The organism is Pseudomonas sp. LBUM1669 (assembly GCF_059695705.1).
In genome coordinates this window covers 183,457-197,780 of the sequence record NZ_CP166785.1, presented here as the reverse complement: position 1 = coordinate 197,780, position 14,324 = coordinate 183,457, and the positions used below count along the sequence as shown (strand labels likewise).

Annotated in this window: 5 protein-coding genes and 6 pseudogenes; 5 read left to right on the top strand and 6 right to left on the bottom strand. The window is 54.0% G+C overall.

The window, feature by feature from the left end; all coding sequences use genetic code 11:
* Window positions 1–60: 60 nt before the first annotated feature.
* Window positions 61–657, top strand: a pseudogene (locus ACA051_RS30820) (Tn3 family transposase); the annotation flags it as partial.
* A 330-nt stretch (window positions 658–987) separates the two neighbouring features.
* Window positions 988–2,204: pseudogene (locus ACA051_RS30815) on the top strand (IS3 family transposase).
* Window positions 2,205–2,395: 191 nt separating this feature from the next.
* Here ACA051_RS30815 and ACA051_RS30810 read toward each other — a convergent pair.
* Entirely contained in the window at window positions 2,396–5,143 is a 2,748-nt protein-coding gene (locus tag ACA051_RS30810) for a hypothetical protein (protein WP_497375718.1), read from the bottom strand.
* A gap of 386 nt (window positions 5,144–5,529) precedes the next feature.
* On the opposite strand from ACA051_RS30810, the gene ACA051_RS30805 reads away from it, so the two are divergent.
* Complete coding sequence (locus tag ACA051_RS30805; protein ID WP_497375716.1) at window positions 5,530–6,507, top strand: IS5 family transposase; 978 nt, start codon at window positions 5,530–5,532, stop codon at window positions 6,505–6,507.
* A 129-nt stretch (window positions 6,508–6,636) separates the two neighbouring features.
* Here the strand turns inward: ACA051_RS30805 and ACA051_RS30800 are convergent, their stop codons facing one another.
* From ACA051_RS30800 to ACA051_RS30780, 5 genes and pseudogenes are all read right to left on the bottom strand, one after another.
* Window positions 6,637–7,044 carry a hypothetical protein gene (locus ACA051_RS30800; RefSeq protein ID WP_497375714.1) on the bottom strand — a complete coding sequence of 136 codons (408 nt, stop codon included), beginning with the start codon at window positions 7,042–7,044 and terminating at the stop codon, window positions 6,637–6,639.
* 477 nt (window positions 7,045–7,521) lie between these two features.
* Window positions 7,522–8,859: pseudogene (locus tag ACA051_RS30795) on the bottom strand (C80 family cysteine peptidase); the annotation flags it as partial.
* A 147-nt stretch (window positions 8,860–9,006) separates the two neighbouring features.
* A pseudogene (locus tag ACA051_RS30790) lies at window positions 9,007–10,923 on the bottom strand (type VI secretion system Vgr family protein); the annotation flags it as partial.
* A gap of 195 nt (window positions 10,924–11,118) precedes the next feature.
* A pseudogene (locus tag ACA051_RS30785) lies at window positions 11,119–11,577 on the bottom strand (putative adhesin); the annotation flags it as partial.
* A 321-nt stretch (window positions 11,578–11,898) separates the two neighbouring features.
* Window positions 11,899–12,411: an Hcp family type VI secretion system effector gene (locus ACA051_RS30780; protein ID WP_497375712.1), complete on the bottom strand. Its 513-nt coding sequence runs from the start codon at window positions 12,409–12,411 to the stop codon at window positions 11,899–11,901.
* A 390-nt stretch (window positions 12,412–12,801) separates the two neighbouring features.
* On the opposite strand from ACA051_RS30780, the gene ACA051_RS30775 reads away from it, so the two are divergent.
* Both ACA051_RS30775 and ACA051_RS30770 read left to right on the top strand, forming a co-directional pair.
* A complete protein-coding gene (locus tag ACA051_RS30775) occupies window positions 12,802–13,779 on the top strand; it encodes an IS5 family transposase (protein ID WP_497375710.1) in 978 nt (325 codons plus the stop codon).
* A 433-nt stretch (window positions 13,780–14,212) separates the two neighbouring features.
* Window positions 14,213–14,323 (top strand): annotated as a pseudogene (locus ACA051_RS30770) (ESPR domain-containing protein); the annotation flags it as partial.
* Between the last annotated feature and the right edge of the window lies 1 nt (window position 14,324).

Genomic DNA, 14,324 nt, shown 5'->3' with positions numbered 1-14,324 from the left:
TTGACCCAGGGCGGATTGCTGATTTTGCGTCAGCAGTTGTGGATAAGTTTAGCAGCAGTGTTGCTGCAACTGCGCCCAGCCGTTGCCGACTTGATGCCGCGTGTCGATCTGCCGAAAATCCTATTGGAACTCGCCGCTCGTACCGGTTTCGCTGAGGCTTTCACCCATGCGTCCGAACGCAATACGCGGGCCGACAACCTGGTGACGAGCCTGTGTGCGGTACTCCTGGGGGAGCCTGCAACACCAGGCGGAACCATTGATCCGCAACGACAACCAATCGCTACGCCGTGACCGGCTGTCCTGGGTAAGCCTGAACTATCTCCGTGACGATACCTTCTCAGCAGCTAACGCCATACTGGTGGCTGCGCAAAGCCAACTGGAGCTAGCTCAGATCTGGGGCGGCGGCAAAGTGGCCTCCGCCGATGGCATGCGTTTTGTCGTGCCGATGTGCATCTTGCATGCTGGCCCCAATCCGAAGTATTTCGGCATCGACCGGGGCGTCACCTGGTACAACCTGATTTCCGACCAATTCTCCGGCCTGAATGCCATTACGGTGCCCGGTATCTTGCGCGACAGCCTCGTATTGTTAGCGGTTGTGCTGGAACAAAAGACCGATTGCAGCCAACACAAATCATGACCGATAGCGGTGCCTACACCTAGGGCTTTTCGGCAGTACCAATGCACGTCACCAAGACTGTGAAAACACATCCTCCTGACAATATTTTGCCGCATGCGCTACGGCTTTTTTGCCCTATCCTAGAGCATCTTCACCCCTGTCGCTGCCTGCGTATCGCGCCTGCTAACGACCATGCTTTTTTCGCTGTCACTAGGCTGCAACCAAATGGCGTAAACTGTTCAGGACAGGGTTTGTACTCCCGCCATACATGGCGTCCGTACCACCGGCGATGCTGCAGTCGTGGACGAGCCCCCTGAAAGACAGGACACCGTTTCCCCCTTAACATAAGGGATAGGCAAACGACTGTGTATATGACTAATAGAAACGATAAGGGTGGGGAGCTTTTGGGTCAGGAGCGGCGGCGCCGCTGGAGCCCGGAGCAAAAACTGGCCATGGTTCGCGAGAGCCTGCAACCGGGGCAAAGCGTCTCGGTGGTGGCTCGGCAGAATGGCGTTAATGCCAACCAGCTGTTTCAGTGGCGCAAGCTCTATCAGAGCGGCAGTCTCTCGGCCGTCAGTGCTGGCGAGAGCGTGGTGCCTGCTTCCGAGCTGACCGATGCGCTCAAGCAGATCAGGGAGCTACAGCGCATGCTCGGCAAGAAAACCATGCAGGTCGAGATCCTCCAGGAAGCTGTGGAGATTGCTCGGTCGCGAAAATGGATTGCGCACTCACCCTTGTTGCCGGGGGACGACCAGTGAAGCTGATCAGTGAAAGTCTCGGTGTAGCGCGCTCGCAGTTAACGGTTCGACTCAACCCTGCGGCACGGCCCGAGCGGCGTCGCCCTGCGCTGGACGATGCCGCACGGGTCGAAGAAATTCAGGCTGAAGTGAGTGAGCTGCCCAGCTATGGCTACCGCCGTGTGTGGGGGTTGCTGCGTCGTCGGCGTGAAAAGTAGAGTCAGGCGCCGATCAACGTCAAGCGGGTTTATCGCGTCATGCGCGATCATCAGTTGCTGCTGGAGCGACGGGTTAAACAACCGGGTGTGGCACGCCGTCACGAAGGCCGAATTGCCGTGGCCACCAGCGATACGCGGTGGTGCTCGGACGGGTTTGAGTTTCGCTGTGATGATAACGCCAAGCTGAGCGTGACCTTTGCCCTGGACTGTTGCGATCGTGAAGCCATCGGTTGGGTGGCCAGCCCGACCGGGTACAGCGGCGACGATATCCGCGATCTGATGCTGGAAGCGGTGGAAACACGCTTCGGTGAAGAACCACCTGCCACCCCGGTGCAATGGCTGAGCGATAACGGCTCGGCCTACATCGCTGAGCAGACACGCCAGTTTGCCCGACAGATTGGCTTGCAGCCGGTGACGACACCGGTGCGCAGCCCGCAAAGCAATGGAGTGGCCGAGAGCTTCGTCAAAACGATGAAGCGCGACTACGTCGCCCACATGCCCAAACCTGACCGGGAAACAGCCTTGCGAAACCTGACAATTGCCTTTGAGCATTACAACGAGGAGCATCCGCACAGCGCGCTGAAATACCGTTCACCACGGGAGTTTAGGCGTTTGGCAGCGGCATCAATTTAACGGGGTGCAGGTGTCCGGTTTGATAGGGGCCAGTCCAGTAACTGCCGTCCCTACCGCGACCGCCGGTCATCCATTTCTCGCGGGACAAGCGTGGACGGCGCGAGACGAATCACACGCCGTACCACGATTGCCGAGGACTTAGAAAGTGATGCGGCGCATCGGCGCACGTTGCATCTATTCAGTCAGTGCCGTCACGCCCGTCGAGGAATACCATTGAGCATCTCTTCGGCCAGTGGGATCAATGCCCTGAAGGAAGGCTCCTGTTTTTTCAGTTGCGCCAGTGCGTACAGCGTGCGTGCGGTTCGACCATTGCCATCACCATAAGGGTGGTAACGCACAATGGCAGCAAAGAGCGTTTCACCCACATCCACATGGCCAGCCTGAACCTTGACTTTGATCGCATCCAGCGCTTTCTCAAAACCGACGCGGGCGATATCCGAACCCATGAACAGCGGGTCGCTGCTGGAGCGAAACACCCGCTCTGCTTGCCCTGCTGCTGGCTGGTATACCGCGCCGTGCAAACGATCTATGGTAGCGATATCCAATACATCGGCCTGACGATTTTGGAAAAGCGCATTCTGGACACGTGTTTTTAATTCGCTGATCGACCCTGGGTCGGTGGCGGAGCTGCTATTACTCGTTATCCACGCCGCCGCAACGCGCTCTGGCTCCCCTGGCAAGATTTGGCGTGGTACGACGGGGGGCGTGTCCAGAAGCTTACGAATGTGATCATTCACCTCGCTCAAACGCGTCAGGTCAGACTGTAGCCGCCGCAGAACCTGCGCTTGCTCAAATGCAAAGTCCCCCCAAGCGAAGCGGTTACGTATCGTACCCAAGGAATCCAATAACAAATTCTGGCGTATCGAGTGCTCGACATCACCGAGACTGCTCACGCGCGCCAAATTGCGAGCCGGTGTGCTGTCCTTCATGATGTCAACCAATAATTCGATTTTGGTTGTATCGGCCAGTTTTGGCCAAGTCACTTTGCGTAATACCGCCGGAATGAGCGTGTGCTTTGCCAACTTGGTTTGCCGATAAAGGGCAGCGGCATTAGTAATCCCTTGCAGGGTCAAGGGAGCTCCGCTAGCGATAGCCCCCAGGCCACTCAATACGCCAGCAAAGATAGCTTCGTCGCGAAAGGCAGCGGCATCTTCCGGCCGGTCAGCCATCTGCGCTTGTGTCAAGCTGGCAGCTATGTAAGCACCGTCTACAGCCAAGGTGGCCAAAAACAATCCGACACGACTTAACAGCGACCCCGTTCCGGGAATGACGGTATTCAACGCAATCGCAGCAACCGCCAGAATGGTCTTGGCCACCTCCAGCAAGTGCCCGGTGGTCTGCTCCCAAGAACTGAACACCAGGTAATCAATGTCTGACTCCAGACGGTTCATCAGACTTTCATAGAGCTTAACCGCCAGATCGGACTGACTTTGGGTAGACGTAAAATAAAAGGGGCGCTCCAACCATACTGCTGGCGGCACTGCCAGCAGATCAGATCTTACCTGGGTACTGAATACTGAAACTGGACTGTCTTTGTACTCCTGGGCCTTAACGCGGGGCAACTTGGCGAGAACCCATTTTTTAAACTCAGTGGAGGCAGGAAAATCAGAGACTGATTCGGTCACCCACTCCCCTATTCCCCTGTAGGTAAACTCCCGGCTAGCCACATGGACAACAACAGGATCATCCACACTGAAAAGCACGCCCCCCGCATAGCCGTGAGGTATCAGAAAGACCCCGTTCAGCTTCACCCCTTTAAAGGACACTTCCTGGGCCTGGGTAGTACCGCTGAGAAAAGCTTGCACCGCTTGTCGATACGTGAGGCCCCGGCTTTGGTCGTCGACATACAGCAGACAGCGGAGCTTTATCAGTTTCTGATAAAGCTCCGTCAACCCGGTTCGGTTGGCGGAGGTGCTGCGGTACGTCGACAAAGCCCGTTCCATCACCGTTTGCAAATTTTCCCGAGTCAGTGCAGTGATCAGCCCGCTTGGCTCGAAAGTGGTTCGGGGATACGAGTATTGTCGGCCTAACGAGTCCCTAGCTTGCTTGAACGCATAGAGATAGTGCCCCATCACGACGTCCCGTAGCATTACGCGTACAGTCATGCTGCTCGGCGCTTGCTGGTTGGGGGGGATCGTTGTGGGATCGTATGGGCCTGGATGGTAAGTCACACTGACATAGCTGTCTGGCAACAAGTGTGTGGTCGTGCCGCTTTCTTGCTCATAGCGTTCAATCCCCGTCTTGATATAATTATCAATAAACGCCGAGGGGTCCAGAATGGGACTGGACAGTGCATCGAGTTGTTGCAAGGTCTGCTCGGCAGCGCGCTCAATACGTGCCTGATGCGGATCGATTTGCGGTGTTGTTGGCCCTTCGATTTCAGAGGGAGGGGACTGTGTGCTACTAATTAAAACGGCCTTATATTGGTTCACTCTGGATTGACCATAAGCATCAGAGAGGCCCTCCGCCATGGCCCACAACCCATCCAGCAGTGGACGGTAGGTTTGGATAGAGGCGAAATTTAACCTCTCGATAAAGGTTGACAAATATTCAATAGTTTTGAGGAGTAGTTCGACATTTTTTTCTGCCGGCAGTGCGAACCTTACCGCTTCTGAATTATTAGCAGTCGTCAATATGCCAGACACAATCGAACTGCCAGAAAATCCTGTTTCGTGAACAACACTCATAATACGTTGAGGGATGGATTCATTACTGACCTGTGTACTTCTCTTTGTGCGGATTGCTGTGCGTTCTTCGGGAAATGACGCTGGTGCGGCGTGCAATAGTTCCTGCTCCATGGATGGGTGTACGCCACCAGCTCGTTCATCAACTAGCAGCGCATTAGAACGATTCGACTCATCCCCTTCCGCACGCCCCATATCGACTGAAGATGTTGGCAGGGAAACGACATCTGCTTCAGGATAGTATTCTTTGCTCATCTCTTATATCTCCAACAAGATTTATATTAATTAGTAATTCGCAACTCAATCGGCCTGCCACTGAATTGATAGGTAGCACTACACGACGCATACACATCAGGACGCCATTCAACGGCGCCACGTGGCTCGCAGGAAGAAGAGCGTACCGTCGGAAAAGACTTTGACGCACACTTCGCGGGATCGGAAGAACTAAATCAGACAGTCACCCCCGGTGCGATCACCAACCGACTGGATGATGGGCATAGCCATGGATAGAACACCTAAAGACCCCGAATAACAAGACCCCATACTGACCGCAAACTCTACTTCCAAGCTAAGGAAACTCTGAAAAAGACTTCCAGATCTGGTGAAATACTCGCCTGACACGAACACGACGGTTGAGCCCCATGAAACAGATGTCCTTCGCCGACGCCGAATATGCCGGCAAACGTAAGCAGACTCGCCGCGAGCGCTTCCTGATCGAGATGGATCAGGTCGTGCCCTGGAAGGGCTTGGTTACTTTGATCGAGCCGCATTATCCAAAGGGCGAAGGGGGTCGTCCGGCGTATCCGCTGATGGCGATGTTGCGGGTCCATCTGATCCAGAACTGGTTCGGCTACAGCGATCCGGCGATGGAAGAGGCATTGTACGAGACCACGATCCTGCGCCAGTTTTCGGGGCTGCACCTAGATCGGACTCCCGATGAAACCACGATCCTCAACTTCCGCCGCTTGTTGGAAAAACATGAGTTGGCAGGCGGGATTTTGCAGGTTATCAATGGCTATCTGGGCGACCGTGGCCTGCTGTTGCGTCATGGCACGGTGGTCGATGCGACGATCCTTCACGCGCCGAGTTCGACCAAGAACAAGGACGGCAAACGCGATCCCGAAATGCACCAAACCAAGAAAGGGAATCAGTACTTTTTTGGTATGAAAGCGCACATCGGCGTCGACGCTGAATCCGGCTTGGTGCATAGCCTGGTGGGCACGGCGGCCAATGTGGCGGACGTGACGCAGGTCGATCAGTTGCTGCACGGCGAGGAAACTTACGTGTCTGGTGACGCCGGTTACACCGGCGTGGACAAACGTCCCGAGCATCAGGATCGCAAGATGATCTGGTCGATTGCCGCCCGGCCAAGCAGCTATAAAAAGCATGGAAAAAAGAGTTTGATCGGTCGTCTGCGGCGCAAGATCGAATACGCGAAAGCGCAGGTGCGGGCCAAGGTTGAACATCCGTTTCGGGTAATCAAGCGTCAGTTTGTCTATACGAAAGTGCGCTTTCGCGGCCTGATGAAAAATACCGCGCAACAGGCCACGCTATTTGCCCTGTCGAATCTGTGGATGATGCGAAAACGGCTGCTGGTTGTGGGAGAGGTGCGCCTGTAATCCGGGAAAAGCGCCTTGAAAAGGCGTCGTTCAAGGGTGAAACGATGAGTTAAGAACAGGAAAGGTCTGATTTCTGACCAAACCAGTGTTTTTTGAACCTCTACCAAAGAGGGCATCAAAAATCGCTGACTACTTCAGACCTTCCCTAATGTAGCCAGGTGCCATAAGGTTCGTAACGCCAATCATCACCATCCCATAAAGCAGCGGGATCAGAGATAGACAGAGCGCAAGCTTGGTTAATCTTTCAAACAGCAAAATATATCCTGTTCTTGCATTGCAGCGAGACGCCCCATTAGCTGACTTCAATGCCAGCCTTGCGCGAATCAGATCGTAAACTGAAGCTGCGCCGCCTATAAAACAAATCCAAGCTATGGGATCATTCAGCATGAATTTGGACTGAGATCCAAAAAAATAAAGGGCGAGGTAGCCAACAGGTGCGATCAGCAGGAAAAACACAACGCCGTAAATATCGAAAGCCGCCTCGATGAACTGTTTCTTCCTATCTCCTTTTAGTTCTCGACTGATACGCCAATACATCAGAGGATGTGAATAATATCGCTATTACAAAAGCAAAGGCCGCGGACACCTGGACCCACTCCTTTACGTAAAAACTTTCGAACACAAAGGCGATTTCTTATAACTAAATACGGCACACTAAGCATCAGACGACAATGCTCGCTTGAAGCGACTTCAAGAGTGCAAAGCGGATACTGCTAAGTCCAGACGTGTTTCTGTTGTGTTTTTGAGAACGAGAGAGCTATCCCGATTTAAATGGCTTGAAGAACTTGTCAGGTGCAAGGTATAGCTTTCCTCGTATTCTCGAAAAAGCTACACATAGTTTGTTTCTCGTCTGAGCTGGGAGCGTATTCAGACCAGACTTTTGATAACAGCTCCAATGCTTAACCGCATCTGCTACCCGCCACCGGAGGAAAACAACATCTACAACTGACTTACTCAGGATTTGGCTTAGTGTTTTGCTTCTCGTAAAAACGAGAAAACTGCAATATTTATTTTTTAACTGTCGCTGACAAGAAATTCTATGGGGACATTTGTTCCTCTCGGAAAGCCTAAGATAAACGCATCTGTCCCTACAAAAATAGAGCCCTTGTCAGGATATACCCTTCCGCCAAGCGCTAGTGCTTCCCTGAGTGGAAAGCCAATGATTGTTGCTTCGCCTCTACCGTAGTTCTTCACTCCTTCTATTGCGGCGGGCACCAACTCTCTAGGGACAAGAGCAACGTTAAGCATTTCCTGTCCAGTTTCAAGAGCGACATTTTTAGCAAGTACGCTCGCTTGATTTCTACTTCCGCCCGGGTACCAGTCTTCAATCGTAGCAGATGGGCGCTCAGTGCCTCGCGTAGTACTTCGTCTAAAATCAATATTTTTATTTTTTTGTATACGTACAGCGTAAAAATCTACGGCCACATTGTGCTCGATCATAATTCGAGCGGTGATATGACCATCGGGAATGCTTGCAAATAATGCGGCATCCGCGTCACTGAGCGGCAAAGATACAGTGGCTTGCGCGTACGCATAACTTGCTTCCTTTACAAGAAACTCATAATGAGCCTCCTCCCTTTTTAATGATTCAATACTCGTATTGAGCTCTCGTATTTTTTGGGTACGAGTCCACATGAAGTCTTGATAGGTTATACCCGCCGGCTTAACAACTCTTAGTCGACCCGTATCACTATTCCGCACTGCAGTTCTTTCAATCTCTGAGAGTTTACTTTGAGCAGCGGCTAATCTTTCCTTGGATGCAGTATAGCTAAACTGCGCCTCTTCCAAAGCTTGCTTTGATGGATGTGTCGGAGGATTTGTTAGCTCAGACGAAGTGTCCGGTTCCTCAGCTCCTAAAAGCTTTCCAAGCGCGCCCCCCAACCCACCTTCAGTCACACCTTGCTTCCGACCATCAGAGTTCAGATCAATCCGCCCTTGATACCCCTTGATCCGTGCATCAATACCTTGGGCCAGCAATTCACCTTTAACGTCACTCGCTAGACTTGGACAACGCCCACAATTCGCCGTATCACACCCCACTACCGTTACTTTTGTCACTTGTGTGGGGCGAGCACCTGTCTTAAGCGCCCTGTCACGAACCTTGACCACTTCCCGTGCAATCTCGTAAGCGCTCAGCCCCCCTAGGCTGTATGTACTACCCTCCTCTTCTTTGCCGTGGCCTACCAGTTCAACCTTGGTCCTGCCGCCTATGTTTTGTTCTCCCCCAGCCAGTACCGTATAACCACCCTGCGCATCAAGTTCGATTAGTACGCTGTGGTCAGAATGCTTGTCGTAGATGCGCTGAGCAGACCGGTCGATTGTTGTATCCGCCCCCAGTTTCACGATCACGCGGGTATCATACTTTCTGTCCACGGACGGAAATTCGTTCATTCCACGTTGAATCTGATCAGCCCCTTCCGGTTGGTCGGTATGGGAGTAAATTGTCGGTGAGACATGCTCACGGATCTCAACGCTTGGTGTGGCTCGCATTGACGCTTGAGGTACTAACACTTGCCCCGCCATATCCTCATCCTGCTTCAACGACCCTGGTATCAGAGGCGCCGCCCCGTTCCCAATGCTGGGGCTGCCGCCGGAGTTTATGTTAATCACCGGCCCGCTCAGCGTCACCCCGCTGGCATCGATCTTGATGAAGCTGCCGCCGCCCTTGAGCGTCAATTCGCTACCGGCTTCGAGCACGACTTTCATACCGCTGCTCAGGTGGATTTCCTGGCCCGCTTCAATGAACTGCCCGGTGCCGATCTTGATGTGCTGATTCACGCCCACGGTCAGGTGGTCGTCGGCGCGGGCTTCGACTTTGCGGTCGGCGTAGACGGTGTGGTGTTCTTCGGCCTTGAATTCGCTGTAGCTGTTTTTCTCGACGGTGTCGTGGCGTTCGTTGCCGACGCGGATTCTCTGGTCGTGTTCGACGTTTTCGTCCCAGTCGCGCTGGGCGTGCAGGAAGATTTGTTCCTGGCCTTTTTTGTCTTCGATGCGCAGTTCGTTAAAGCCGCCACCGCCCTTGGAGCTCAGGGTTTTGAAGGTGCTGCGGGTTTTGTTCGCCGGCAGTGGGTAGGGGACGACGTTTTCCTTGTGGTACAGGCAGCCGCTGATCAGCGGTTGGTCGGGGTCGCCTTCGAGGAAGGTGACGAGGACTTCCATGCCGATCCGCGGGATGGCGATGCCGCCGTAGTGGGCGCCGGCCCAGGCGGAGGAGACGCGCAGCCAGCAACTGGTCTTGTCGTCGGCCTGGCCTTCGCGGTCCCAGTGGAATTGCACTTTGACGCGGCCGTACTGGTCGCAGTGGATCTCTTCACCCTTGGGCCCAGTGACCACGGCGCTTTGGCTGCCGAGGATGCGCGGCTTCTTTTGCGTCAGCGGAGGGCGGTTCGGCACGTCCCACGGTGTGGCCTGGAAGCGGTTGCGGTAACCCTGGTGGAAATCGCCCTTGAGGCTGGTGGTGTCGCTGGTCACCGACTCTTCCAGCACTTGCGGCTGTTTGCCTTCGTGCAGGACCTCGGTCAGCAGCCACAGGTCGTTCCATTTGGCTTTCGGGTGTTGGGTCAGGGCCAGGAAGTGGCCGCTGACCAGCAACGGCTGATCGCTTTTGCCTTCGGCGAGTTGGAAGTCGCTGCGGTGGCGTTCCAGGTTACGCTTGGCCAGATGTTTGCCGCGCTCGCGGTGGATGAAACGACCGGGGTAGTCGTAGTCTTCGAGGTCAGGCAGGGCGTCGCCGCGGCTTTCGCTTTCGAGGGGAATGCGCGGTTTTTCGAAGTCGTAGTCGCGGCGGGTGGTGCGGCTGGTACGGGTTTCCAGGCGCAGGTCGAAGCGCTTGATCACCGGGTCGTTGGCGACCATGCCGGAGTCTTGCTGGTAGGCCACGGGGGCGAGTTTCGGGAACACCGTCTGGTCATCGCCGAACACCAGCTTGTGGGCCGTGGCGCTGTGCTGGAAGTGGTAGTGGATACCTTCTTCCTCGCACAGGCGCTGGATGAACTGCAGGTCCGATTCATCGTACTGAACGCAGTAAATGCGCTCGGGATAGATCGCCCCGACTTTGAATTCATAGGCATTGCTTTGGATGCCGTGCTCTTCAAGGACCATGCCGATGATTTTCGGCACGCTGAGGTTCTGGAAGATGCGCTGGTTGATGCGGTGCGCGAGGTAGGACAGTTGCGGGCGCAGGGTCACCGCGTAGCGGGTCAGGCGTTTGCCGGAATCACCCTGGGCGGCGCGATAGATCTGGCCATGGATGCCGCTGCCGTCAGGCGAGAGCTGCAAAAAGGCTGGTTTGTGCAGCAGGGTCTCGAGGTCCAGGGACGGCTGTTCACTGACCAGCTCCACCTCAAACACAAACGGTTGGCTAATGGCTTCCCGACCGTGAAACGATAAAACCTGAAAGTCTTGGTTGCCCCCCATGACATTCAAAATAAAACGGCTTTGTGAATAGGTTTTGGGTACTGAGGACTCGATGCTACGAGATGGGCTTACAAGCCCACTGGAAAAGGCCAATACGGGGGGCATTGGAGATGCTACATCAGTGGGCAGTGGCGGCGAAACTCTCGAAGCATTGTGCATCACAGGGGTTCGATCAAACATAGAGCTGCGGCAGAAATCACAGTCCATTTTTTCGTAGTGAATGCCTTCATTCGCGAGCGCGGAAAAAACATCCTTCAATGACAGGGTGGCCTTGGCCAACAGCAACGAAGGCTGTTTCCGGTTGCGAATGGTCAAAACATCAACACCTTCGATGGCGACGCTATAGTTGATTGCGACGTAATGATCACCATGATATTTGGACAGTAAGTAATTACGCACCGGACTGTGTGCAGGGAAACTCTCATAAGGAGCGATCTGATTTCGCATCACATACGCCAAACCTGGATCGTTTAACGTTTGACCATCCGGACCGTAGAAAAAAAGCGTCGTATTGGCGGGGACCTGCGTATGCATGCCCGGCACGTACGCCCCATGGGACGTGATGATGAGTCTGGAACTCGGTGTACCAGGATTCTTTTGAAACAGGTAGAAGTGTTCGCCGAGAGGGCTGGCGCCTGTTGGGTGTTGTTGCATGATCGCGCTTCCTACTTTGACCGGAGTTTTCTGATTAGTTCACCAGGGGAGCAGGGCAGTGCATTGATATCATGCACGACGCGATCCATTGAAATAAACGTAACTCGCGACCGGGGAGCGCCAGACTTCAACCACCGAAGTACCGTGGGTTTAGGTGATTTTACGCAGCGGAGATTGGCTGGTGCAGACATTCTTGTTCCTCGTGCAGTACTGCGGCGTGCGCGAATGGCCAAAAAAGGCCTCAGTCGACGCAAAACTCTGGATTAGCGAAAACCACATCGACCAGCAGAGCTGGCCGATGCTTGAGACGGTCGCCCTGGATCAGACCGGCACACGCCAGTCATCGGACCCCGAAGTACCAGAGACTTCGTGGGTCCAAGTGATTTTGCGGTACGTGAATTGCACTTCTTCCAAGTGAGTGAAGTGCGAGTTATCCGGGTCCTGGCAGTTGTGCATTTTGTTGTTGATGGCGACGATGATCGCGTCTTCCAGTTTGGTGGTGTAGTAGTGCTCTTGGGTACCTTGAGCCGAGGTGCGGTACCACTGGATAACGATTTCGCTCATGCGCTCGCCGGAGGTCAGAGCCGCCTGCAGCAACGGCGAAGCCTTGTCGTAGACCTTGGTGATCACGACTGGCTTGTGAACACGCTGACCGGTCGGTTGGCCGGACTGCGGGTCACGCGGGATGATCACGTCGTGGCTGAAGGCCTGAACCATCACCTGGTTTTCGTGACCTTCCTGGTAGGTGTTTCCAACCGAGTCAGCGGTGAACGCATTGGCAGTGATCAGACCTTGTTTCTCGCCCACGACGGACATGTACGCTGGAGTAGCCATGGATGTGCTCCTTGCTAAAAGTGAGGGTGCCCGAGAGGCGGTGTCGCCGTCGGGTGCCTGACTGTTATCAAGGTTCGTGCCAGAAATATTATGGGTTATATAAACCGGGGAATTGAGGACGATTTTTCAATTACTTGAACTGGGCTGAAGCTAGATAGCCAGTGAAAGTGCGCAAGAAGTTGCGCACCACTGCGCAACTTCTTGCGCACTTGCCTACACAGACTGAATAACGTGGGCCTGGAGGATGTATCCACAGATTTATCCATATTTGAGTGCGCAACTTCTTGCGCATACTAGCTATTAGATATCAGGGATACTTAGGGAAACTCTGAAAAAGACTTCCAGATCTGGTGAAATACTCGCCTGACACGAACACGACGGTTGAGCCCCATGAAACAGATGTCCTTCGCCGACGCCGAATATGCCGGCAAACGTAAGCAGACTCGCCGCGAGCGCTTCCTGATCGAGATGGATCAGGTCGTGCCCTGGAAGGGCTTGGTTACTTTGATCGAGCCGCATTATCCAAAGGGCGAAGGGGGTCGTCCGGCGTATCCGCTGATGGCGATGTTGCGGGTCCATCTGATCCAGAACTGGTTCGGCTACAGCGATCCGGCGATGGAAGAGGCATTGTACGAGACCACGATCCTGCGCCAGTTTTCGGGGCTGCACCTAGATCGGACTCCCGATGAAACCACGATCCTCAACTTCCGCCGCTTGTTGGAAAAACATGAGTTGGCAGGCGGGATTTTGCAGGTTATCAATGGCTATCTGGGCGACCGTGGCCTGCTGTTGCGTCATGGCACGGTGGTCGATGCGACGATCCTTCACGCGCCGAGTTCGACCAAGAACAAGGACGGCAAACGCGATCCCGAAATGCACCAAACCAAGAAAGGGAATCAGTACTTTTTTGGTATGAAAGCGCACATCGGCGTCGACGCTGAATCCGGCTTGGTGCATAGCCTGGTGGGCACGGCGGCCAATGTGGCGGACGTGACGCAGGTCGATCAGTTGCTGCACGGCGAGGAAACTTACGTGTCTGGTGACGCCGGTTACACCGGCGTGGACAAACGTCCCGAGCATCAGGATCGCAAGATGATCTGGTCGATTGCCGCCCGGCCAAGCAGCTATAAAAAGCATGGAAAAAAGAGCTTGATCGGTCGTCTGCGGCGCAAGATCGAATACGCGAAAGCGCAGGTGCGGGCCAAGGTTGAGCACCCGTTTCGCGTGATCAAGCGCCAATTTGGTTATACGAAAGTGCGCTTTCGCGGCCTGATGAAAAATACCGCGCAACAGGCCACGCTATTTGCCCTGTCGAATCTGTGGATGATGCGAAAACGGCTGCTGGTTGTGGGAGAGGTGCGCCTGTAATCCGGGAAAAGCGCCTTGAAAAGGCGTCGTTCAAGGGTGAAACGATGAGTTAAGAACAGGAAAGGTCTGATTTCTGACCAAACCAGTGTTTTTTGAACCTCTACCAAAGAGGGCATCAAAAATCGCTGACTACTTCAGACCTTCCTTAGCTTCCCTGCTAGGCGCAGCACATTTAAACCCTCTCATCACAGTTAGGCAGAGCCGCAAGGACCCCACCTGAAAGTTGCGCCATATGTCTGTAGGGAAATCCTTAAAACAACAAAACACTTTAGGTGTTTTTACCCACCAAAACCAGAAAACCCCTACACAGATAAGTTCGTGCATCTTGCATACTTAATTCAAACCCCACTACAGCTTTAGGCCGAGATAACTCGAATGGCGAGAGATCGGCAGCTCGTTGTGCGCATCATCAATCATTGAGAATAAATAGTTCATGAATGCTGCTTATCGTATTATTTGGAATCAAGCAACAAGCTGCTGGATTGTAGTCTCTGAGCTAGCCAAGAGCCGTGGAAAGCCGGGAAGATCCCTAACAGCCCGCGGCC